Raw genomic sequence first — 23,519 nt, 5'->3', positions numbered from 1 at the left:
GGAGCGATATTAATGGGCAAGTATTTTGGTACAGACGGTGTAAGAGGCGTGGCAAACAGTGAACTTACACCCGAGCTGGCCTTTAAAGTCGGACGCTTTGGCGGATATGTCCTAACAAAAGATAAGGAGCGTCCCAAGGTGCTGATCGGCCGTGACACGCGCATTTCCGGGCATATGCTTGAAGGGGCCCTTGTTGCAGGCCTTCTTTCTATAGGAGCAGAAGTCATGCGCCTCGGCGTGATTTCGACGCCCGGCGTCGCATATTTGACGAAGGCTATGGACGCTGAAGCGGGTGTGATGATTTCCGCTTCCCACAACCCTGTCCAGGACAACGGAATTAAGTTTTTCGGCGGCGACGGCTTTAAGCTTTCCGATGAACAGGAGCTTGAAATCGAGCGTCTGATGGATCAGCCGGAAGATCACCTGCCAAGGCCTGTAGGCGCTGATCTGGGCATGGTGAACGATTACTTTGAAGGCGGACAGAAATATTTGCAGTTTCTTAAGCAATCTGCTGATGAAGACTTCACAGGCATTCATGTCGCGCTTGACTGTGCGCACGGGGCGACATCTTCGCTGGCGACCCACCTGTTTGCCGATCTTGACGCAGATGTATCGACGATGGGGACTTCTCCAAACGGATTAAACATCAATGACGGAGTCGGCTCGACCCACCCCGAAGCCCTGGCCAAATTCGTGAAAGAAAAGGGAGCTGACGTCGGCATGGCGTTTGACGGGGATGGCGACCGCTTAATCGCTGTCGACGAAAAGGGTAATATCGTAGACGGCGATCAAATCATGTACATATGCGCGAAGTACTTGAAGAGCGAGGGGCGCCTGGCGGACAATACCGTTGTCTCTACAGTGATGAGCAACCTCGGCTTTTACAAAGCGCTTGAAGCAGAAGGCATTAAAAGCGTTCAGACAGCTGTCGGCGACCGCTATGTAGTGGAAGCAATGAAAAAGGACGGGTTTACGTTCGGCGGCGAACAGTCGGGACACCTGATTTTCCTTGATTACAATACGACAGGCGACGGACTGCTTTCTGCGATCATGCTGATGAACACGATCAAAATGACAGGCAAGCCGCTGTCAGAGCTTGCGGCAGAGATGCAGAAGTTTCCGCAGCTCCTCATGAACGTGAAAGTAACCGATAAACATAAAGTGACGGAAAACGAAAAGGTAAAAGCGGTCATCGAAGAAGTTGAGAAGGAAATGAACGGTGACGGCCGCATCCTTGTGCGCCCATCCGGCACCGAGCCGCTTGTCCGTGTTATGGCTGAAGCGAAAACGAAGGAGCTTTGCGAGAAGTTCGTAGGCCGTATTGCAGATGTCGTGAAAGCTGAAATGGGAGCGGAGTAATTTTCCGCAGAAGACTGACGAACGAGACTTGCTGATTTGACATAAGATAAAGGGAACCGTTCAATCTTGGAAAAAATGTGAACCATTTTGAAAAATGTTTGACGGTTCTTTTAGCATATAGTAAAATCAGCTTGTCTTGTTTTAATTTAAAAGGAAAGGCAGGGTAGAAAAATTTTTATAATTATAGCGCCCGGACTAAGCGTACGGATGAAACAGCTTAGTTGACGAGGATGGAGGTTTATCGAATTTTCGGCGGATGCCTCCCGGCTGACCACAAAGATCACAGCCGCAAGGATTTCCTTAAACCAAAGAGGCGACTCTTTGAACAAAGGGAAATCGCATGATCTTCTATAAAAACATGTAGGAGGGGACGAAGAATGTCCCCGCCTGATAAGCAGACTTTCTTCGTCTCCTGCCTGCGACTTTAGGAGGAAGAAAATTATGTGTGGTATTGTAGGTTATATTGGCCAGCTTGATGCAAAGGAAATTTTACTTAAAGGTTTGGAAAAGCTGGAGTATCGCGGCTACGATTCAGCTGGAATCGCTGTAGCGAACGAAGACGGCGTACACGTGTTTAAAGAAAAAGGACGGATTGCCGACCTTCGCGCAGCCGTTGATGCAAGCGTGATGTCGCAAGCGGGAATCGGACACACACGCTGGGCGACTCACGGGGAACCGAGCCGTCTAAACGCTCATCCGCATCAAAGCGCATCAGGCCGTTTTACACTTGTTCATAACGGCGTCATCGAAAACTATGTTCAACTGACGCGCGAATATTTACAAGATGTAACCCTTAAAAGCGATACGGATACAGAGGTTGTCGTTCAAGTGATCGAGCAATTCGTCAATAACGGTCTTGACACTGAAGAAGCGTTCCGCCAAACGCTCATGCTGCTCAAAGGCTCTTATGCGATTGCATTATTCGATCATGAAAACAAAGAAACAATCTATGTTGCGAAAAATAAAAGCCCGCTTCTTGTCGGCCTTGGAGACAATTTCAATGTTATCGCGTCTGACGCGATGGCGATGCTTCAAGTGACTAACGAATACGTGGAGCTTATGGATAAAGAAATGGTGATTGTCACAGACAAAAAAGTCGTGATCAAAAACCTTGATGGAGAATTGATGTCACGTGCCTCATATATTGCAGAGCTTGATGCGAGCGATATCGAAAAAGGCACATACCCTCACTACATGTTAAAAGAAATCGATGAACAGCCGCTTGTTATGCGGAAAATCATTCAGACGTACCAGGATGAAAACGGCAAGCTTTCCATTCCTGGAGATATTGCAAATGCTGTTGCAGAAGCGGACCGCGTCTATATCATCGCCTGCGGAACGAGCTACCATGCCGGTCTTGTCGGCAAGCAATTTATTGAAACATGGGCGAAAGTTCCGGCTGAAGTCCATGTCGCAAGCGAATTCTCTTACAATATGCCATTGCTTTCTGAGAAGCCTCTGTTTATCTTTATTTCTCAAAGCGGAGAAACGGCTGACAGCCGCGCTGTTCTCGTACAGGTGAAAAAGCTCGGACACAAAGCGCTGACATTGACCAACGTACCGGGATCCACGCTTTCCCGTGAAGCGGACTACACGCTTTTACTGAATGCCGGCCCTGAAATCGCGGTAGCGTCAACAAAAGCATATACGGCGCAAATCGCAGTTCTCGCTATTTTGGCAGCCGTGACTGCGGAAAGCCGTGGCAAAGAACTCGACTTTGATCTTGTCAAAGAGCTCGGCATCATCGGAAACGCAATGGAAGCCCTTTGCGACCAAAAAGACGAAATGGAAATGATCGCACGTGAATACTTGACCGTAACACGCAATGCATTCTTCATCGGCCGCGGCCTCGACTATTTCGTCTGCCTCGAAGGATCCCTGAAGCTGAAAGAGATTTCCTACATTCAAGCTGAAGGTTTCGCCGGCGGCGAATTGAAGCACGGTACGATCGCATTGATCGAAGACGGCACACCGGTCATTGCCCTTGCGACACAGGAGCACGTCAACTTAAGCATCCGCGGAAACGTCAAAGAAGTGACAGCCCGCGGCGCCAACCCTTGCGTGATCTCTCTGAAAGGCCTGGAAGAAGCAGACGACCGCTTCGTCCTGCCTGAAGTGCATCCGGAGCTCGCACCGCTCGTCTCCGTCATCCCGCTGCAGCTGATCTCATACTACGCAGCGCTGCACCGCGGCTGTGACGTTGATAAGCCAAGAAACCTGGCGAAGAGTGTGACGGTGGAGTAAAGTTTTGTCATACTGATTTAAATGCGGCTTTAAAAAAAGTCGCGATGTTTATAAAAAAACTGCGAAGGTTAACCCCTTTGGTTATGTTTAGCCAAAGGGGTTTTTAGTTTAAAAATTTGATTTAAATTAGAGGAGGATTTGAATTCGATTAACTAAAGTCTTTTATTTGTGAGTAATCACCATTTATAAATCGAGTGTGTATTTTCTCAACCCTCCTCAGAAATTTTATTGCTGTGTCATAAACGCCAAATTCCTTTAACAGTTCAACATCTGTAATCTTGTATATGAACACGGCCCATTTATCACCATGTTGCTGTGCGATCTCGCCCTTTTTTAATTCGATTAATTTTCTTTTTGTTAACTGCGGTGGAAAGACATCACACCAAATTTCTGAAATCCCTAGATGTTCAATTATACAAAGCTCATCACTCAATTCATTAATTGAAGAATCGTGAATTCCTGATTCTTCGTACTCGAATTGTAACCTGCTAATAGAAACATGATTAAGCACTTTAGTTGTATCGTCTTCATAACCAATTTTATCGAGAAAACGTTGAATTGCAGGTGCCACATAAGTTTGGTTAAAGTGATAAGGATTTAATTCTTCGAACATTCTGTACATGCAACCTTCCCACTCATAGTTTTTAAAATGGTAGAATCCAAAATCAGCATAAAAAACACTGGGTTGCTTTTTTGAAGTGTGCTGAAGTACTTGTTTTAATTTATTGAAATTGTCACCCCATATGTCGGGGTAAAATGCTTTGAGCTCCTCACCATCGCTGTTAAAACAAATGACAGAAGCATAACAGAAAATGAAGAGTGGTATATGGAGAAAATGTACCCATTGTTCATCTTCGATCATCAAGTGCTGGAATACGATTTCTCGAAGCTGTGCATCATTTTCCAAATAAGTTGCATAGACGTCACTTTTCAAAAATAGATTTTTACGTAATACGGGATCGTCATTGTACATAAACATGGAAAAGCTTTCTGCACAAAAAAGAACAAGGTTTTGTAGTAATGTTGAATCTCTTTCTGCAATATGAAACAGCATTTTTATACTCAGATTGCTTTCTTTCTCAAGAAGTTGTGATTCAGCACCATCCAGTGTTGCAAAAAGTAAATCAATAGATTCTTTTGTTTGTAATAAGTTGTAAACATATAGAGGAGTGGCAGTGTCTAGTGTCTGCTTCAGCTTTTCTCTCACTTCTATATGAAGATTGCTTTTTGAGATCAAATCAACGATTTTGTCGTCCTCCAAATATGTCTCTTTAGGTCCTAAAAGCCAATTCCGTGCGTCATCTTTAACAATATCAAGGGATTGTTCGTTCCAATCAATTTCATCGAGTAAAGGTTTGTACGGCTCTTCATTGTTATTTATTGAGTAGGGATTTCTTCCGCACAAAGTATATATTTTTTTTTCAAACTCTTTCGTATAGCGCAAATTAAATTTCTTAAGCAGATCAGGAATATCATCAATTAGCATATCTAGTTCTATATCCATACAGTATTCATCAAGAAATTCGAGCTCTGAAAGTATTGTACGCTTTAATTTACTTTTGATCTTAGGATAGTATCCTTTTTGAAACAGAGCATATTCTTCAGAAAATACATCTTGGAATTGTTGCATTGCTTCGAAATGATGTACGCTGAAGGCATTCTCGTAATATTTGTTAATAATGAATTGCCCGTTGAAATTCATCCCTATTTTTACACAACGAACAATAATATCGGGTAAATTATGCAGATCGGTATATTGTTGTTCTCTTAAATCCCCATTTCCCATATCTAAGCAGTAGCTTTTTATCTCGGTTTCTAAAAAATTATACAACCTAGGATGTCTTTGAGCTTGATAGCAATGTAGCAAATGAAAGAATCGATCTAATCGTCCACCACTTTCTTCAATTAAATTAATATCCCAGTTCCAACTACCATCGTACTCTATAACACTATTGCCATATTCGTGGTAATGCTTGATACATTGTTGGACTATTGAATCACTGACCTTGTCGCTACAATACACTGATAGATATTCTAATAGAAATTGCAGCTGATTGTAATAGGAGCAACATTCTAAAAGTTTTGGAACCCATTGTTCACAATTTTCCTGTAAGTGTGCAAATAGAAAGTCTTGTACAGCCGGCATGCTGAATTTCAATAAAATATCTTCGTATTCTTCACTGTAAACTGACTTTATCATTGTTTCTTCAAGCTCTGCAATACACTCACCAAGATTTTTCACCGATGTTTGGGCAGAGTATTGATGGATATATTTATGGTAGCAATGCTTGATACTTTCCCGATGCGCAGGTGTTGACGAAATGAGCAATAGCATGGCAACAAATTTTGTTTCAGGTGAAAGACTTATAAAAATAGACTTCCAAAAATCATTAGGGCAATCAAGATAATTGCATAATTGCTCATAATATTCGCTGGGGAACTCATGTTTATCTGGTTGTTTTTCTAGGAAAAGTGAGAGAACCCTTGGATTATAGTTTTGATGGTATACAATCGAATCTGTTTTCATATATAAATAATAAACATACTCATACTCAAGGTTTGATGTATAAAGATGGCTATACAAAATGTTAGCTTTTTCGTCGTCACCGTAATCTTCCATTGTACAGATTAATGCATATTGTTCCAGTGATCCTTTAATTAAAGGATGTTTTTGCAGGACTTGCTGCAAAATATACTCCCGGGTTGTTATTATTAAGCGCTTATTTCCATTAAATCCAGCAATATGTTTAATCAGTTTATCTAGTCGGTCCTCATTTTTTCTACTATTGTGTTCCTCCGGAAAAATGCTTCCCCAATAATCATCTAATATAAAAACTTGTTTATGGTCATTTTCTAGCATCTTATATACATCTTCAATTGAGTTTACCCAGATAAATCCGTTCAAATTGTCCGGTTGCAGATATGCTAATGCCAGGATTTGAGCCATTGTCGTTTTTCCCACTCCGGGTTCTCCTGAGAGTACGATGACATGGTTAAGAGACCAATCTCTTAAAGCTTTATGATAAATTTTAGTGGGGACAAAAGTCTTGGCTTTTTGACAAGCATCCTTCAGTTCCATTGTTGATTCATTGTGAATACCACTGTGGAGAGACTCGTTTAATATCTTCTCCAGTACATTAACATTGGGAAACCAGAGTTTTGGAAATTTGAGTACAGTTTGCTTATAGGCTGGTTGTTCAAGGAGACGGTTCATCTCAACTCTATCTAAAATATCGTGTTCATTAACATTAAATTCTTTGAATAAATCGATGATATCGTCCACTTGAGATTTTGATAGTGCCATAGATATTCCCAAAATATATCGATCTGGTTGCAACTTGCGCACTTTTGGTAATTCAAGTGTCAAGCTTCGATACAAACTTTTGAAGTTGGACTGATACCGTTTTGCCTGAACGATAATTTTTATATTGTCATCTGTATATGAACCATCAACCCCCTCATCACGCCCTTCTTTATACATTCTTAAAGATATTCCATCTCGCTGAGAGATAATATCACATACTAATTTTTCAAATTCTAGTGGCTCAAGTAATGCATGAAAATCATAATTTGACATAAATAATTCCTCCGTATATCCTGTCTCTTATTTATTCCGTGTAACGTATGTGAAGGAATAAATGGAAATTCACATGTATTTTAATCTTATCATGTATCATACTAGTTATCGCTATATTCTGCTGGAAATGGAAATTAAATTACGCTGAAAAATACGCTCGTGACCTCCTTAAACATTCAAAATAAAAGATTTGGGAAGCGGGGTTATACGATCTACATGATTTTATATTTATTTCAATTAATGATTGATTATATTAATAAATCCCTAAAAACTCTTGCGTGATCTCTCTGAAAGGCCTGGAAGAAGCAGACGACCGCTTCGTCCTGCCTGAAGTGCATCCGGAGCTCGCACCGCTCGTCTCCGTCATTCCGCTGCAGCTGATCTCATACTACGCAGCGCTGCACCGCGGCTGTGACGTTGATAAGCCAAGAAACCTGGCGAAGAGTGTGACGGTGGAGTAGGAGTCGTTTGAAATAAAAGTTTGTACCCCTCTTGGATTGGATGATCTGGAGGGGTATTTTTGTGTTTGAAAGAGAAATAAATCTGATCTAGAATTGAACTGAGAAATATTCTGGACGTGGTCTGCACGGTGTTTTTCTGGTAGTCTGAAAGTGCGCTAAATTGTAAGTGAAGCCTGTTCGCACAGCGGAATGCCGGGGCGGTTTGGACGATGCTCATATATATACTTATCTTTTTAAGGAAGTGTAACCATGAACAATGAGACGTACGTTGAAGTTAACAGAACATCGCAGCTTATGAATAAAATGAGAAAATTTTCAGTGTTGATTGATGGTGTTGAGGCTGGGAAAATCAAAGATGGCGGGAGGCTGCGAATTGATTTGGAGCCCGGCGAACATGAGATCCAAGTGAAAATTGATTGGTGTGTAAGCCAAGCTTTGAGGTTTATTTTAGATGAAGGAGAAGTATTAAGGTTTAGATGTGGAAGTCCGGTTCGTGGGTGGAAGATGTTCTTCGGACTTTTTTATGTATTGGCAGATCCAGAGAAATACTCGTTTATTGAGCTGGAATAGGCGGTTGAAAGGTGGCTTTGGTCTGCACCATCGCATAATACACTGCACCGCAACAACCTGACTAGGAGTGTGACGGTGCAGTTTTTTTATCCGAGGATGAACATGAAGCGGTGTCAATGATCGAAAAAAGCCCTATCCTTTTAAAACACTTTATTTCTATAAATCCGAATCGACAGAAGCCATGAACACCCGTACAGAGTAATAATTGATATGGCAACGATCAGATAGAGAAAAGTATTTTGTAAGGTTAGAAGCATGTGAATGAACTCTCTAATTTGATCGTTCAAATTTTGGACGAAAAAGTTAACCGTTAGCATATACAAGCCAAATGCAGCAATAGAAGCAATCAACAGATAGTTGCTTTTGAATTTATAACAGAATGGCAGCATGAATGAAGCAGCTGTCATCACAATGGCAACCATTAGCAAAATGTCTTTCCAGATCGTAAATTCCCGGTGAATGATGAAGTGTACGATAAATATGGCTGCAGCCACCATAGATGTAAAGAGAACGACGACAATATACTTTGAACTGACAATCTCTTTCCGTGTATAAGGCAAAGAATTGAGAAGCATATGTATAGAAGACTTTTCATCTATTGAAAAGGCATACATCGATATAACTATACTAAATACAACCCCAACCCAGATTGGAGAAATATCTAACATTAAATAAACACATAATACCAAAAACGAAGCCGCTAATGTTTTTTTCTGCAGGACAATGTCCTTACGTATTAAGTTGAACATGCTCTTTAGCTCCTTTCTTTGTATAGAACATAATATCTTCAAGAGTCGGTTTTTCAATTAACACCATATCCCCAAAAATGTTTTCTGTTCGTGATTTATCCGCAGTCAATGCTTCAAATCCATGAGTTGATTTTCGAACCGCTATAAATTCCTGCTCGGTCTCCCGGTCTAACAACTCCATGCCGCCTTTTACAATTGCATATTGTTCCTCAATTTCGTACAAGTCCTTTGTAAAGATATGCTCTCCTTTATGAATGAACGTGATATAATCTGCAATCTTATCTAAATCAGTTGTTATATGAGTCGAAAAAAAGATCGTCTTATCCCCATCTTGCATGAGCTGATGCAAGATTTCCAACAGCTCCCGGCGGAAAATCGGGTCGAGTCCGGACGTCGGTTCATCCATAATAATTAATTCCGCATGATGGGACAAAGCGACGGCTAATGATGCTTTCATCATCATCCCTTTTGAGAACGTCTTGATTTTTTTAGTAAGCGGCAAGTTAAATGTGCTCACATAATCATTAAATACTTGGTCATCCCAATTGATATAAGATCTTTTCACAATATCTTTCATTTCAGCCAACGTTAAATGTTCATAAAATATGTTGGAATCAAATACAAAGCCAATTCGTTGTTTGATTTCTTTCTCATGCTCCTTGTAATTCATGCCAAATACCGTAATCGTTCCGCTGTCAGGCTGCAATAAGTTCATGATCAGTTTAATCGTTGTCGATTTCCCCACGCCATTTCCGCCGATAAATCCGGTGATAAAACCTTTTTTTACATTCATTGAAAAGTCTTTGAGATGAAAATCATCGAACGATTTATGAACATGCCGGAGTTCAATTACATTGTCCATCATTCTTCCTCCTGATATAAAATGGTAAGCAAATCTTTTAACTCTGTAAGGGGAACGCCTATGTCTTTGCTGTTTTTTATCGCTGCTGTCAACTGCTCTTCAATTGCTTTCATTTTTCCTTCTTTCATCATTTCGTTATTCTGATCTGATACAAAAGAGCCTTTCCCGACTACGGAATAAATGAAGCCATTTTTCTCAAGTTCTTCATAGGCGCGCTTTGATGTAATAAGACTAACATTCATGTCCTTTGCCAATTGGCGCATAGAAGGCAGCGGCTGTCCCGGTTTCAATTCATTCGCAAGAATATGATCCTTAATTTGGGTGTAAATTTGTTCATAAATGGGTTGCTTTGAACTATTCGAAATTATAATTTTCATTTCAAAACCTCTTTTGTTTATACACAATATATACAATATGTACAATATACACAAAGATTGCTTGAATGGCAACGATTTTTTTATTCTTTGGGGAGTGAATTGTCAGCCAGAATTTGATGTTAAGAATAAAAGGGCACAATACATATTGACAATTTGCGATATGAAGATATAATGATTGGTATGGAACCTATTGAAATTTTCAAAGCTTTATCAAATGAATCAAGGCTTCAAATTTTGCAATGGCTGAAGGAGCCTGATCGTCATTTTAAGCCCCATGAAGGGATTGATATGAACACAATCGGGGTGTGTGTCAGCCAAATCACGGACAAATTGAAAATGACGCAATCGACGGCTTCCCAATATCTCGCGATCCTTTTAAGAGCCGGCCTGATTAAGGCGGAGCGAATCGGAAAGTATACGTACTACAAAAGAGACGAAGAGGCCATTGGAAAGCTTGCTGACTTTCTTAAAACAGAGATATGATGAGCATTAAAAAATAAACATCTCTTGATGATGTTTATTTTTACACCATACATATCGACATATTCCGATGTGTTTATTTTTTAATTTTACATATCGTTATTTCGTGATATGTAAATGTATAATGTGATAAAGGAGCGAACGATAATGTTTAGTACTTGGAAAATTTATCTTTTAGCAATCATCAGTTTTTTGGTAGGGACCTCAGAGTACATCATTTCCGGTATTTTGGATCAGATCGCCCACACACTCGGGATAACTTTAGCTGCTGCGGGCCAGCTTATTACGATCTTTTCACTGGTGTATGCAGTTTTCACGCCGGTTCTGATGGCGTTGACGGCAAGCATGGATAGGCGAAAGTTAATGATGTATGCTCTCGGTTTGTTTGTGATAGGAAATATTTTGGCCTTTACTCTGCCTGGTTATGGTTGGTTTGTTGCAGCGCGGGTCATTATGGCCTTGGGGGCAGGTATGGTTGTGGTCACGGCATTAACGATTGCCGCCAAGATCGCCCCCGAAGGTAAGCAGGGCAGTGCAATTGCTACAGTGGTCATGGGGTTTACCGCTTCTTTGATCATAGGTGTTCCACTCGGAAGAATGACGGCAGAAGCGTTAGGCTGGAAGTCTGTATTTGGAGGAATTGCTTTATTGGGATTCATCGCAATGATTGTGATATTCTTAACCTTGCCGCATACTGAAGGTGACAAGCCTGTCCCTTTGCCTCAACAGCTTTCTCTTTTAAAGAAACGGAAAGTAGCGATGGGGTTATCGGTCACATTTTTCTGGCTCGGAGGATATTCCGTTGCGTATACTTATCTGTCTCCTTACCTTCTGACCGTTTCAGGGATAAGCGGCAATTGGCTTAGTGGATTTTTGCTTATATTTGGAATCGCCAGCTTGGTTGGATCGAAGTTTGGCGGATATAGCACTGATAAATGGGGCGTTCCCTTTACACTCTTTGGCGGGATGGCACTGCATATCATCGCACTGATTTTGCTGTCGCTTGTCACCCATTCCTATGTCGGAGTACTGTTGATTCTCATATTATGGTCGTTTGCCGCATGGTCTACCGGCCCGACGCAACAATATCACTTAGCGACGCTTGAACCCGAATTGTCAGGTGTATTGCTCGGCATCAATCAATCGATGATGCAATTCGCCATGGCCGCGGGTGCAGGAATCGGAGGGGTTTTTGTGGAAAAAGTGTCGCTGGCTTCTATTACGTGGTTTGGGGCATTGGGGGTTATGATTGCGATTGCCGCTGTTTTGGTGACTTTCAGTTCACATTACAAACGGAAAGCAGGACCTGTAAAAGAAATCAGTTCATAATACGTTGCCTTGATTGGTGTTGAAGATTCAATGGTTTCATTCGTCATATCTTATCTGTGCTGACAGGTTGTGATATGGCGAGCCGAAAAATCCAACATCCGCTCGCTGTAAAACGAGCGGATATTTTTTATTTAGTCCGCTAAAATCCGCAAATAAGCCCTCCAAGGGCCGACATCATCCTGATACCGTTTCGCCAGCACTCTTGCGATTTGCGAGATGTGAGTGAGGTCGTGGGCAACCCATGTCGAGATCTGTTCTCTCAGCTTGACGATTCCGAATTCGGGGTGCACCCCCGTTTGTTCGAAGTTGGTTTTAGGATTAATGATCTGCCGCAATATTTCCAGATTCGCCCGTCTGATGTCTGCAAATTCGTTAAGCAGCTGTTCCATCGTTTTCCCGTCGTTTTGATTCAACTGGCTGAAGCGGTCGAACGGCGGAAAAGTGTCAGTTGCTCCTTTTGTCACGATCATTTTGATTCGCGGCAACCAATTGTTTTTTTCTCCCTCAATCAGATGGCCGACTACATCAAAGGCGTTCCAAGTGTCTTCGCCTTCATCGCAGCTGATCCAGGGGTTTGATAATCCGGTCAGCAGCTGACTCAATGTTTGTGGTGTGCGCTCCAGGACTTCGATGGCTTCCTCGAGTTGAAAGTTCATGTGAATGACCTCCTTTCATAAAAGTTCACGTCAACTGCCGCTCAGCAAACTCCCGATACAGCGCATGCGAAGCAATCAGCTCGTGGTGCCGTCCCCGCCCTGTGATCTCGCCTTTTTCGATAAATATAATTTGGTCCGCATTCACGATTGTCGATAGCCGGTGGGCGATGACGAAGGTGGTGCGGCCTTCCATGAGGCGGGCAAGCGCCTGCTGGACGATGGCTTCTGATTGGCTGTCGAGGCTGGCTGTCGCTTCGTCCATCATTAAAATTTTCGGGTCGCGCAGGAAGGCGCGGGCGATGGCGATCCGCTGTCTCTGTCCGCCTGACAGTTTGACGCCGCGTTCGCCGACTTCCGTATCAAGCTGCTCAGGGAATTGTTTAATAAATGTATCGGCATACGCCATTTCTGCGACTTTCCACAGTTCTTGATCATCAATGCTGTCGGCGTGATCCAAGCCGTAGCACAAGTTCTCACGGATGGTGCCGGACATCATCGGGCTGTCTTGAGATACGTAGCCGATCTGGCTGCGCCACGATTTCATCGACAGCTTGCTGATCGGTGTTTCCCCGATGTGAATGGCCCCTGAGTCCGGTTCGTAAAATCGTTCCAAGAGGCCGAACATCGTCGTTTTTCCGCCGCCGCTCGGACCGACAAATGCAATCATCTGTCCAGGATCGACGTCGAAAGATACCTCTCGCAAGACAGACTCACCATCGCCGTAAGAGAAAGATACATTCTCGGCACGTATCGGCAGATTGGAGATATCCATATCAAGTCCTTCCTGGCCCTGTTCCTCTTCAGTATGCAAAATCTCGATGATCCGCTCTGTTGCCCCTTTTGCTTTTTGCAGCTGAGTAAAAAACATTGTGAACGATGTGATCGGAAAGATGATTTGAAACAGATAAAGCAAAAAGGCGATCAGCGAGCCTGCCGACATCGTCCCGTCAGAGACGCGGATGCCGCCGTAGCCGATGATGGCGACGATCACAATCATAATGACAAGGTGCATAAACGGGGAGACGAGCGCAAATATACGGGCTTCCTTGAGGCCGTATTGAAAGAGCTTCGAAATGCCTGATAACCCTTTCATTTTTTCTGTATGCTCGGCGTTTGATGCTTTCATCAATCTGATTTCGCTTAATGTCTGCTGGACATGTCCGGTGAAGGAAGCTGTTTCATCCTGCAGCGTTTTGGAGATGCGCTGCATTTTCATGCCGAGCGGGATCATAATGAAGGTCGTGATCGGAACGGAGATCAGCATGAGCAGTGTCATTTTCCAATCCATGATCAGCAAAATGATTACCGATCCGACAATGGTGATGATGCCGGAAACAAACTGCGGAAAATGGTCGGAAATCAAGCTTTCAACAATGCCGGTGTCATTGACAACACGGCTGACGGTTTCACCGCTCGTCTTTTCGTCAAAGTAGCGGACAGGCAGGCGCAGCAGCTTGAACCACATGCGCTCGCGCAGGGAAGCGACCACTTTTTGCCCGGCATATGAAAGAAAATAGGTCGAAAACCCGTCGCAGACCGCTTGAACGATAAAAACGAGCGCAAGGATTCCCGCTAAGGCCAGATTGATCGAATTGGCGGAAAAGCCGTCAACCATTTCCCTTGTCAACAGCGGAATGGACAGGCCGACCAGTGTAGTGACGAGGCTTGCGGTCAAACCGACGGTTAAAGCCAGCCTGGGTACGCCGGATGTGAGAATCATGGAGAAAAACGGTTTCATGCTATTGTTGTTTTCTGTTTTCATTTGATAAACTCCTTATCGATAAAATGTCAAAGAAGTGGATGGCGCAAGCTGTAACTCATCATATTACGATATAAACAGCAGAAAGTTCCCGATCATTGCGGATTTTAGCTTCATGCTAAAAAGATTGACAGGAGAAATAATTGTAACTATTATTGTTACATATAGTTGATTGAATGACAAGAAAGGAAGAAAAACATGACAATAAATATTAAAGTATATTCTGATTATGTCTGTCCATTCTGTTTTCTCGGAAAAGACCAGTTCGAAAAAGCGATCGAAGGCAAAGATGTAGAAGTCGAGTGGCTGCCATTCGAACTGAGGCCGCGTCCATCAGAGCAGCTCGACCCATTAAACGACCCGTCCAAATTGGCGATGTGGGACGGCGCCATTAAGCCGCGAATCGAGGCTTGGGGCGTCAACATGAAGCTGCCAAACGTCTCTCCGCATCCTTATACAGATTTGGCTCATGAAGGCTATCACTTTGCAAAAGAACACGGTAAAGCGAAAGCGTACAATGACCGGGTTTATCAAGCCTTTTTCCAGGAAGATCAAGTTATTGGCGACATCGACGTGTTAACAGCGCTGGCCAAAGAAGCCGGACTGGATGAACAGGCTTTTAAAGAAGCTTTAAACTCCAGAACATATCAGGACGTACAACGGAAGGCGCTTCAACAGGCTTACGAAGAAGCCGGCATCACGGCCGTTCCGACTTTTATCATTGGCAACGAGCGGATCGCCGGGGCCGCGGCGAGGGAAGTGTTTGAACAGGTGATCGAAAAAGAAAGCAAACAAAATCCTATTGACGGCTTGCAGTGCGACCTTGACGGAAACAATTGCTAAGCAGGAAAAATGAGCGATTTGAAGAACCCTTTAATAGGGTTCTTTTTTATACATGAAAGAAGAGGGAAGACAGTTGACACTCCATCATTTCATTGCAGCCGATCGGGAGCTTCCGGGACCAAACAAAAGAAGGTTTGATTAGCATCGCTGAGCTTGATCAAGGGTACGAAATGGTCAAAACAAAATTCAGCAAGCCGTTTGTATATGAGGCAACCGGCTGTTTACATAGACCGGGAAATGACATAAAGGCGCTATTCAACTATATCAATTCAAATATTGCTGAGGGTGAAGATATAGAAGTTTACTCTTGCTGGGACGGTGAGGAAGACAGAGAAAAAGAAGACCGCTTAGACTTTTTCATTGATATAAAGGCTCTTCAGCTAGGCAAGCATGTCAAACTGGATAAAAAGAAATCCATCGATGAAATTGCCGGCATGTTTTATTTTGAGGAGCGGCAGCTGGTCAAGATTCGCAAATAAAACACTTGTTGGCACAGGGTTTTCACGGTTTTTTTCGCCGTTTCATTTAGATATCCAATCAAGGAGGAATCAAGATGTCCGATCACAAAGCGGCACACAGCGTTCAAGCGAAAGCAGAGGGAAAAACCTTGGTCATGGAGCGGAGTTTCGAGGCACCGCGGGAGCTGGTGTTTAAGGCTTTTTCTGAATCAGTGCATTTGGAAAGCTGGTGGGGGCCGAAAGGATGGCAGACTGCCAACGGCAGGTTTGAGTTTCAGCCGGATGGCGTATGGCTTTACTGTATGGAATGCAGAGATGAAAACCAAGGCGAATTCTATGGCCGGAAATCTTGCGGCAAGGCTGTTTTTCAAGAGATTGCGGCACCGGAAAGAATCGTGTACACGGATATGTTTACAGACGAGGAAGGGAATGTTGTTCCCGGCATGCCGGAGATTTTAATTGAGGTTTATTTCAAAGAGCACGGAAAACAGACAAATCTGATCACACGCTCTCATTTCTCTTCTCCGGAAGAGCTTCAACAGCTGTTGGATAAAGGGATGGCCGAAGGCTTTTCTTCACAGCTGGATCGCCTTGAAGACTACCTGAAAGATATTCGCTAATAGAGGGAGGATATGTCAATGGCGTTTTTAGAGCATTTCATATAACCGCGTATTCGCGGACCTCCTCAACAAGATTTTCTATAACCATTAAAAAGAGGAGGTTTATATACATGCGTACAGAGCAGGAAATCATCGATCTAGTGCTGAAGATCGCACGGGAGGACAGCCGCGTCAGAGCGGTCGGTATGAACGGTTCGCGGACGAATCCGAACGTCCCGAAAGACCCTTTTCGCGATTATGATATGGTCTATGTTGTAACAGATATGCAGTCTTTTCTCGATGAGCCGGGCTGGGTGGACGTTTTTGGAGAGCGGATCATCATGCAGACGCCGGAAGCGATGGAGCTGTTTCCGAATGAGCTTGGCAACCGCTTTTCGTATTTAATGTTATTTACAGACGGCAGCCGCATTGATTTGATTCTAGTGCCGCTGGAAGAAAAGCTGGAATACTGCCGGGAAGACAGTTTGACCGTGATCTTGCTTGATAAGGATCAGGATCTGCCCGCTATCCCGCCGCCGACGGATCGGGAATATTGGGTGCAAAAACCGTCCCCGCAATGCTTCGCCGACTGCTGCAATGAATTTTGGTGGACATCGACATATGTGGCCAAAGGGTTGTGGCGGCAGGAAATCCTTTATGCACTCGATCACTTAAATCTCGTCAGGGCCATGCTGCTGAAAATGCTCGAATGGAAGGTCGGTTTTGAAACGGGCTTTTCGCTGAGCATAGGCAAGAATGCAAAGTTTCTAGATCGCTATGTTGATCGAAATACGTGGGAAAGACTTTTGGAGACGTATCCGCCAGCTGATCATGAGCGTGTATGGAACAGCTTGTTTAAGATGGGGGATCTGTTTGAAGAGACAGTCGCAGCAGTCGCTGAACATCTGAATGAACAATACCTTTTCGCAGAAGCAGAGAAAGTCAAACAGTACCTGAGGCGCGTTCAGCAGCTGAAACCGGCTGCAAAGGAAATTGACTAATCAGATGATAGCCGCACTCCCGGCAGGTGAGCCGGGAGTGCGTTTTTTGCGGAGGTGAACGGAATGTTCAGTCTTAAAAAAATATTGAAGGACCATTATGGAATCGACAGTGTGAACATTTCTCCCGAGCAAGGCGGGTGGACAGCACTTGCTTATCAAGTAACCGATGGAGAAGCAGCTTTCTTTCTAAAAGTGTATGATAAAAATAGGGCATCGACATCGAAATGGACGGCTCTGATTGATGATTACATGCCTGTTCTCAGGTGGCTGAGGGATCACACTGCTCTCAACGGGAAGCTGCCTGTGCCGCTTTTAACAACAACTGGAGAATACAAGTGTGAAGATGAAGATGCCGTTTATGTGCTTTATGAATACATCGCCGGTGAAACCATTGGAGATCAGCCGCTCGGCAAAGGCAGCGTGGAGAAGCTCGCCAGCATCATAGCGGAGCTGCACCGATATGATGAGACTATCCCGGTGGAGACAGAAGGAATAAAAGAAAACTATGATATTTCGTTTTTAGGTGAGATGAAACAATGGCTTGATCACCTTCCTTGTGAGTTGGCGTCACTCATTCAACCGTACATCGGATCAATCCGCGAGATGATGGAGGCAGCCTTATCCCTGGCGGATGATTTGAAATGCAGCGGCAGAAGAATGGCTTTGTGCCATACAGATGTTCATGGATGGAATTTGATGAAAACAGGCGGGGAATTGATTCTGATCGATTGGGAGGGCTTGAAACTGGCCCCTGTTGAAGCGGATCTGATGTTCTTTGCTAACCAGCCGTATGCTCAAGAGTTTTTGCGCGTTTACTGCGAGACTCATAAAGGGTTTGAAATCGATCAGAACGCTTTGCGGTTTTATCAGATCAGGCGAAGACTGGAGGACATATGGGAGTTTACTGAGCAGCTGGCGTTTGACATTCAGACAAAGACAGAAAAGGCAGAGACGATCAGCTTGCTGAAAAACGAGCTTGAGGCCATAGAGGACAGCAAGATCGACTACTAAAAAGCTAAACGGAGGAACCCCTGTGAAAAATTATCGTACTTTATTTTTTGATGTGGATGATACACTATTAGACTTCGGTGCGGCGGAAAAGTCAGCACTGCGTAAGCTATTTGAGGAGCAGCAAATTTCTTTAACAGCTGAAATAGAAGCGAATTATAAACGAATCAATCAAGGTTTATGGAGGGCGTTTGAAAAAGGGGAGATAGACCGCGACCAAGTGGTGAACACACGCTTCTCCATTTTATTCAAGGAATATGGTCTTGAGGCTGACGGTGTTTTGCTTGAGGAGAAGTATCGCAGCTTCCTTGAAGAAGGGCATCAGCTGATAGACGGCGCTCTTGAATTAATCGAAAGCATGCAGGATCAATATGATTTATATATCGTGACGAACGGTATTTCAAAAACGCAGTATAAGCGTCTGCATGCTTCAGGATTATACCCGATGTTTAAAGGGATTTTTGTTTCAGAGGACACCGGTTTTCAAAAGCCGATGAAAGAATACTTTGATTACGTTTTTGAACGGATTCCTCATTTTTCTGTCGATCAAGGGCTGATCATCGGGGATTCATTGACAGCAGACATAAAAGGGGGACGGCTGGCCGGATTGGATACATGCTGGATGAATCCGGACATGTCAGCGAATGATACGGACATTGAGCCGACTTATCAAATTCAAAGGCTTAATGAACTCCAGCACATTTTAAATCATGGAAAAATACCTTCGGCTTGATCGCTGCTGAAACATTAAATCATGATGCTGCGATCATTGCATTTGTATGTAAACTGCAACTGGAAGGATGCGGAAGCCGCGCTTCCGACGGGTGAGCCGCGGTGCGTTTTTCCGGAAGCTAAATTAAAACCAAGCAGAGGAAGACTGGTGAAATATGCAGCGAAGAAAGGTTTTGAAAACTGCGGCTTTTTCATTAATAGCGGTATTTGTTTTGTTATTCAGCGCGTTTTTTGTGTGGAGCCGTTTCACATATGAACCATCAAGCAAACTCAGAAAGATGATCAACCTTGATCAAATCGAAAGTAAAAACGGTGTTTACACATTTCAAGCGGATGGGGCAAATACCGGGATCATTTTATACCCCGGGGCAAAAGTTGAACCGCTTGCTTATGCTTACATCGGCGAAAAGCTTAAACAAAATGGTTACAGTGTCTTTATCCCGCGCATGCTTTTTTCTTTGCCCATTTTCAATCCGGATCAAGCAGAAAGGATTATAAAAGATAACAGCAGTATTGATCATTGGTATCTCGGCGGTCATTCTTTAGGAGGGACGGCAGCAGCCATGTACGCTAAAAAGCATCCAGACAAGATTGACGGACTTTATTTTCTAGCCTCCTATCCTTCTGATTCGCAATCGATAAAAAGTGCGCCGTACCGTGTTCTTTCTATATCAGGTGAACGCGATGGCCTTTCAACTCAAGACAAAATAGCATCCTCCAGAAAGAACTTGCCTGACACAACTGTGTTTAAGGAAATCAAAGAGGGAAACCATGCACAATTTGGTATGTACGGCGAACAAAAGGGGGATCGTCCCGCACAGATCGCAGCTGTTAAACAGCAGGAGGAGATCGTGAACGTGATGCTTGACTGGCTCAAGTCATAAAGAAAGCCTCGCTTTTCGTGAGAGCTTTTTTTTGTTTATGATCCACTCCTTTAAAGCGCTTTAACCCGTTTCTTCATTTGCCGGCTAAGGTCTATACGGAGCCGTTTTGACCATTTGAATAAAGTTGCTGGCGGAAGGAGCAAGGTGATCTTCTCTTCTGATACATAATGAGATAGGATTTTTTAAGTCGACTTGTTCGACATGAACCCGCGCCATATCTCCTCGGGCAATATATTCGTTTACTTCAAGAGAGGATGTGAAAGCGACTCCATACCCTTCCATAACCGTTCTGATCGTTTCATTCAATCCGTTTATTTGTATACCTATTCTGGGTTTGTCCACATGATGCAATGTACATAAAGAAATTAATTTCTCTCGGGATAAACTCCCTTCTTCACGAAAGATAAACGGTTCTTTCACCACTTCCTCCAATGTCGTGTGCTGTGATGCAAGCCTATGGTTTTTATTGACGACAAACAGCATGTCATCTTCCAAAAGCAGCGTCCCTTTTATGAAAGGGCCGAATTCCGTTGTCCCGCCGATCAGGCCAATGTCCGCTTCGTAGTTAATCAGCTGTTCACAAGCTTTTTGAAAATTCGTTGTCGTGATTTCAACTTCCGTTTTCGGAAATTGCTGTTTATAGCGGCTGAGCCATCTTGGCAGCAAATAATTGGCAGGGAGAAAGGTGGCGGCAATACGCAGTTTTCCAACTGACCCTTCCCTTAACTGTTCCACGTACGATTCAATTTCTTTTTCAAGTGAAAACAGCCGCTTTGCCTGTTTTGCAAGCTCTGCGCCGGACTGTGTCAGCAGGATCCCCCTGCCTTTAGGAACGAATAAGGTGCAGTCGATCTCGCGTTCTAATTTCTTAATTTGCGAGGTGACGGCGGGCTGGCTGATGTTTAACTGTTTGGCTGCTTGGGTGACACTGCCTGTTTCAGCGACCGAATAGAACAATCGCAGTGCATGAAGATTCATATTTCACACCTCTATTTATAAATAAAAGTTATCAATACCAAATAAAGATATATTAGAGTTATCTAAATACTTTTACTATTATAAAGTTGAAAAACATGTTTTACAAGAAAGGAGAAACGGTTATGAGTACGCTTATCCTAAATAAAACAGCTTATTGCAAGTCTCCGTATGATGTATGGCTGGAGGGACTGGACGAACCGGTGGCGATGCTGACTTCATCCGATCGTGCGGATGAATGCAGGAATTATGATGTGATTGAAGCGTTTGACGATTATCCGGTTAATGGATGCATCGAAATGCGCGCTTTGGAGCTGAATGAAACGTATAACTTTAAAACGATTATTGCATCCTCGGAATTTGATATGTTGAGGGCGGGGAAGCTGAGGTCGCTTTTGGGGATAAAAGGGCAGTCTTACGAAAGCGCTCTGTTGTTCCGTAATAAAATATTAATGAAAGAGCATGTCAGAAAAGCCGGTGTAAAGGTTCCGGACTTTAAGAAAATCGACTCGGCGGCCGACTTATATATGTTTGTTCAAACTTTCGGTTTTCCTGTGGTCGTTAAGCCTATTTATGGATCGGGGTCTGTTGATACAACCGTTTTAAGGGATCGGCAGGACGTGTGGAATTTTCTTTCGAAAGGTCTTCCTGATCATCTGGAGGTTGAGTCGTTTATCGAAGGGGATATGTATCATATAGACGGCCTCATCCTTGATGGAGAGACTGTCCTCAGCTGGCCGTCGCGTTATATCAACGGATGTCTGGCGTTTCAAGATCAACAGTTTTTAGGCAGCCTCCAGCTTGAACGGGAAAATCCGCTCACCCGGCGGTTGACTGATTTTGTTCAAAAAGCGCTTGCTGCTCTTCCTTTTCCAGATTTCACAACATTCCATGCTGAAGTGTTTCATACACCGGATGATGAATTGGTGTTTTGTGAAGTGGCCAGCAGAACCGGCGGCGCTATGGTACGCGAAGCAACTGCGAAGACTTTCGGATTTGATATCAATGAAGCGTGTGTTAAAGCGCAATGCGGCTTGGACTTTCATATTCCGGAGGTGAACAACAATCCGCACCGCCTAAGCGGCTGGCTGTTGATTCCACCAAAAGACGGCGTACTGAAAGAAATCATGCCGGCACCAGCCGCAGACTGGATAGTGAAACAAAATATTTCCGCTCAAGCCGGAGACAGGTTCCACGGCTCGTCTTCCAGTGTAGACGCAATTGCAGGCTGTTTAATTACAGGGCGCACAGAAGCCGAATTGAGCGGCCGCATCAGCCGGCTTGCAACGTGGTTTCATGATCATACCGAATGGGAAAAGACTTCGGATGTTTGCGCAATTTAAAGCATTCAGCCGCCTTCATCCGTTGATCCGATTTTTGCTGATAGGCACGCTTGTTACGAAGGCGGCTAAGTCGATGACAACGCCGTTTTTGGCACTCTATCTTCATATGAAAACGGGAGCCGATTTTGGAACCATCGGGCTTGTGATCGGTTTAGGCTATTTTGCCAGCACTGTAGGAGGAGTAGTCGGAGGAGCGCTTTCGGATAGAATCGGCAGAAAAAAGGTGATGCTTTCATCCATTTTCATCTGGAGCTTTGTATTCATTCTTTTCGGACTTGTTCATGATTTCATGTGGTTTTTATTATTAAACATTTTAAGCGGGCTTTGCCATTCGTGTTTTGAACCTGTGTCAAAGGCTTTGATGGCTGAGTTATCGGAACGGGAGATGAGATTCCGTATTTTCTCTTTGCGGTATTTGGCCATCAATATTGGAGCCGCTGTCGGCCCTTTATTAGGCACTTATTTCGGTCTTGCCAAAACAGGAACTCCGTTTATCATCACAGGGCTTGTCTATTTTGGCTATGCTGTACTTTTAAGCTTGATGATGATTCGGCTGATCACGGTGAAAGAGACAAAAATCGCTCCTAAAAAAGTTCAGGCAGGTTCAGTTTTGAAAACGTTAAAGCATGACAAGGCTCTTCGATTTTACATAGCCGGCGGCATCCTTTTTTTGTTCAGCTACTCGCAAATGGAAAGCACTTTGCTGCAGTATTTAAATAAGGACTTTGCAAACGGAGTTAAAATATTTTCGACTTTAATAACGTTAAACGCGGTGACGGTCATCCTTTTACAAGTACCGCTCACCCGTTTATTTGAGAAGTATAAGTCCTTAACAACAATATCAATTGGAACCGTTTTTTGCATTTTCGGGAATATCGGTTTTTCTGTCGCAAATGGCTGGATTGTTTTTATGCTTTCGATGTTTGTTCTGACAATCGGCGAAATTTTATGTTTTCCTTCAATGAATGTCCTTTTGGACGAGCTGGCTCCGGATCATATGAAAGGCGCTTATTACGGCATGCAAAACTTGTACAACATCGGTGAGTTTCTAGGGCCTTGGCTGGGGGGAATGATGCTTGCCTTGTACGGGGGAAAAGCCGTCTTTCTCATTGCTGCGTGTTCAGTCTTTTTGGCTTTAGCCGCTTACCATGTGGGGAGGAGAAAGTTTTTATCTGCACAGCATCATGGTGTATCGCCTTTTTCTTATTGAAAATTTAGGCCGCTCATGCATGAATCATCAAGAATTCACCCAA

General features: G+C 43.6%; 21 protein-coding genes and 1 pseudogene. 15 read left to right on the top strand and 7 right to left on the bottom strand.

Annotated elements, in window-relative coordinates:
• Positions 1 to 12 precede the first annotated feature (12 nt).
• Positions 13 to 1,359: a phosphoglucosamine mutase gene (gene glmM, locus H2R00_RS13995; protein ID WP_154996420.1), complete on the top strand. Its 1,347-nt coding sequence runs from the start codon at positions 13 to 15 to the stop codon at positions 1,357 to 1,359.
• A gap of 441 nt (positions 1,360 to 1,800) precedes the next feature.
• Positions 1,801 to 3,603: a glutamine--fructose-6-phosphate transaminase (isomerizing) gene (glmS, locus tag H2R00_RS13990; RefSeq protein ID WP_182069529.1), complete on the top strand. Its 1,803-nt coding sequence runs from the start codon at positions 1,801 to 1,803 to the stop codon at positions 3,601 to 3,603.
• A 148-nt stretch (positions 3,604 to 3,751) separates the two neighbouring features.
• On the opposite strand, the gene H2R00_RS13985 is transcribed toward glmS, so the two are convergent.
• The gene (locus H2R00_RS13985; protein ID WP_182069528.1) at positions 3,752 to 7,180 is read right to left on the bottom strand and encodes an ATP-binding protein; all 3,429 of its coding nucleotides are present in this window, start codon (positions 7,178 to 7,180) and stop codon (positions 3,752 to 3,754) included.
• 269 nt (positions 7,181 to 7,449) lie between these two features.
• On the opposite strand from H2R00_RS13985, the pseudogene H2R00_RS13980 reads away from it, so the two are divergent.
• Both H2R00_RS13980 and H2R00_RS13975 read left to right on the top strand, forming a co-directional pair.
• Positions 7,450 to 7,641, top strand: a pseudogene (locus H2R00_RS13980) (glutamine--fructose-6-phosphate transaminase (isomerizing)); the annotation flags it as partial.
• Between the two features lie 249 nt (positions 7,642 to 7,890).
• On the top strand, positions 7,891 to 8,211 hold the full coding sequence (locus tag H2R00_RS13975; protein ID WP_154995465.1) for a hypothetical protein: 321 nt from the start codon (positions 7,891 to 7,893) through the stop codon (positions 8,209 to 8,211).
• A 140-nt stretch (positions 8,212 to 8,351) separates the two neighbouring features.
• Here H2R00_RS13975 and H2R00_RS13970 read toward each other — a convergent pair whose 3' ends face one another.
• Genes H2R00_RS13970 through H2R00_RS13960 form a run of 3 tightly spaced genes read right to left on the bottom strand, consistent with a single transcriptional unit; the run spans position 8,352 to position 10,199 of the window.
• Positions 8,352 to 8,960, bottom strand: coding sequence for an ABC-2 transporter permease (locus H2R00_RS13970; protein WP_182069527.1), 609 nt, complete (start codon positions 8,958 to 8,960; stop codon positions 8,352 to 8,354).
• Positions 8,941 to 9,822, bottom strand: coding sequence for an ABC transporter ATP-binding protein (locus tag H2R00_RS13965; RefSeq protein WP_182071090.1), 882 nt, complete (start codon positions 9,820 to 9,822; stop codon positions 8,941 to 8,943). Before H2R00_RS13965 ends, H2R00_RS13970 begins: the two co-directional genes overlap by 20 nt.
• A complete protein-coding gene (locus tag H2R00_RS13960; protein WP_154995459.1) occupies positions 9,822 to 10,199 on the bottom strand; it encodes a GntR family transcriptional regulator in 378 nt (125 codons plus the stop codon). The genes H2R00_RS13965 and H2R00_RS13960 overlap by 1 nt, the downstream gene beginning before the upstream one ends.
• Positions 10,200 to 10,379: 180 nt before the next feature.
• Between H2R00_RS13960 and H2R00_RS13955 the strand changes: the two genes are divergently transcribed.
• Positions 10,380 to 10,682 (top strand): ArsR/SmtB family transcription factor, encoded by a 303-nt coding sequence (locus tag H2R00_RS13955; RefSeq protein ID WP_003178460.1) that lies wholly within the window; start codon positions 10,380 to 10,382, stop codon positions 10,680 to 10,682.
• A gap of 144 nt (positions 10,683 to 10,826) precedes the next feature.
• Positions 10,827 to 12,008: an MFS transporter gene (locus H2R00_RS13950; protein ID WP_182069526.1), complete on the top strand. Its 1,182-nt coding sequence runs from the start codon at positions 10,827 to 10,829 to the stop codon at positions 12,006 to 12,008.
• 131 nt (positions 12,009 to 12,139) lie between these two features.
• On the opposite strand, the gene H2R00_RS13945 is transcribed toward H2R00_RS13950, so the two are convergent.
• Both H2R00_RS13945 and H2R00_RS13940 read right to left on the bottom strand, forming a co-directional pair.
• Positions 12,140 to 12,664 carry a DinB family protein gene (locus H2R00_RS13945; RefSeq protein ID WP_182069525.1) on the bottom strand — a complete coding sequence of 175 codons (525 nt, stop codon included), beginning with the start codon at positions 12,662 to 12,664 and terminating at the stop codon, positions 12,140 to 12,142.
• Between the two features lie 25 nt (positions 12,665 to 12,689).
• On the bottom strand, positions 12,690 to 14,426 hold the full coding sequence (locus H2R00_RS13940; protein ID WP_182069524.1) for an ABC transporter ATP-binding protein: 1,737 nt from the start codon (positions 14,424 to 14,426) through the stop codon (positions 12,690 to 12,692).
• A gap of 195 nt (positions 14,427 to 14,621) precedes the next feature.
• Between H2R00_RS13940 and H2R00_RS13935 the strand changes: the two genes are divergently transcribed.
• From H2R00_RS13935 to H2R00_RS13905, 7 genes are all read left to right on the top strand, one after another.
• Positions 14,622 to 15,266: a DsbA family oxidoreductase gene (locus tag H2R00_RS13935; RefSeq protein ID WP_182069523.1), complete on the top strand. Its 645-nt coding sequence runs from the start codon at positions 14,622 to 14,624 to the stop codon at positions 15,264 to 15,266.
• Between the two features lie 134 nt (positions 15,267 to 15,400).
• On the top strand, positions 15,401 to 15,745 hold the full coding sequence (locus H2R00_RS13930) for a hypothetical protein (protein ID WP_244958241.1): 345 nt from the start codon (positions 15,401 to 15,403) through the stop codon (positions 15,743 to 15,745).
• A gap of 74 nt (positions 15,746 to 15,819) precedes the next feature.
• Positions 15,820 to 16,344 (top strand): SRPBCC domain-containing protein, encoded by a 525-nt coding sequence (locus H2R00_RS13925; RefSeq protein WP_182069521.1) that lies wholly within the window; start codon positions 15,820 to 15,822, stop codon positions 16,342 to 16,344.
• Positions 16,345 to 16,454: 110 nt separating this feature from the next.
• Complete coding sequence (locus H2R00_RS13920) at positions 16,455 to 17,324, top strand: aminoglycoside 6-adenylyltransferase (RefSeq protein ID WP_182069520.1); 870 nt, start codon at positions 16,455 to 16,457, stop codon at positions 17,322 to 17,324.
• Between the two features lie 63 nt (positions 17,325 to 17,387).
• Complete coding sequence (locus H2R00_RS13915; protein ID WP_182069519.1) at positions 17,388 to 18,335, top strand: phosphotransferase family protein; 948 nt, start codon at positions 17,388 to 17,390, stop codon at positions 18,333 to 18,335.
• A 22-nt stretch (positions 18,336 to 18,357) separates the two neighbouring features.
• Positions 18,358 to 19,065 (top strand): YjjG family noncanonical pyrimidine nucleotidase, encoded by a 708-nt coding sequence (locus H2R00_RS13910; protein ID WP_182069518.1) that lies wholly within the window; start codon positions 18,358 to 18,360, stop codon positions 19,063 to 19,065.
• A gap of 154 nt (positions 19,066 to 19,219) precedes the next feature.
• The gene (locus H2R00_RS13905; protein ID WP_182069517.1) at positions 19,220 to 19,948 is read left to right on the top strand and encodes an alpha/beta fold hydrolase; all 729 of its coding nucleotides are present in this window, start codon (positions 19,220 to 19,222) and stop codon (positions 19,946 to 19,948) included.
• Positions 19,949 to 20,032: 84 nt separating this feature from the next.
• Here the strand turns inward: H2R00_RS13905 and H2R00_RS13900 are convergent, their stop codons facing one another.
• Positions 20,033 to 20,926, bottom strand: a complete 894-nt coding sequence (locus H2R00_RS13900; protein WP_182069516.1) for a LysR family transcriptional regulator — start codon at positions 20,924 to 20,926, stop codon at positions 20,033 to 20,035.
• Between the two features lie 122 nt (positions 20,927 to 21,048).
• Here H2R00_RS13900 and H2R00_RS13895 point away from each other — a divergent pair, with 122 nt between their 5' ends.
• Together H2R00_RS13895 and H2R00_RS13890 are read left to right on the top strand one after the other, a co-directional pair.
• Complete coding sequence (locus H2R00_RS13895) at positions 21,049 to 22,266, top strand: ATP-grasp domain-containing protein (protein WP_182069515.1); 1,218 nt, start codon at positions 21,049 to 21,051, stop codon at positions 22,264 to 22,266.
• Positions 22,250 to 23,476, top strand: a complete 1,227-nt coding sequence (locus tag H2R00_RS13890; protein ID WP_182069513.1) for an MDR family MFS transporter — start codon at positions 22,250 to 22,252, stop codon at positions 23,474 to 23,476. Before H2R00_RS13895 ends, H2R00_RS13890 begins: the two co-directional genes overlap by 17 nt.
• Positions 23,477 to 23,519 lie beyond the last annotated feature (43 nt).

The organism is Bacillus haynesii (genome assembly GCF_014042035.1).
In the GTDB taxonomy this organism is placed as follows: domain Bacteria; phylum Bacillota; class Bacilli; order Bacillales; family Bacillaceae; genus Bacillus; species Bacillus haynesii.
The sequence above is the reverse complement of the archived record's forward strand: the minus strand, read 5'-3'. Positions and strand labels throughout refer to the sequence as shown.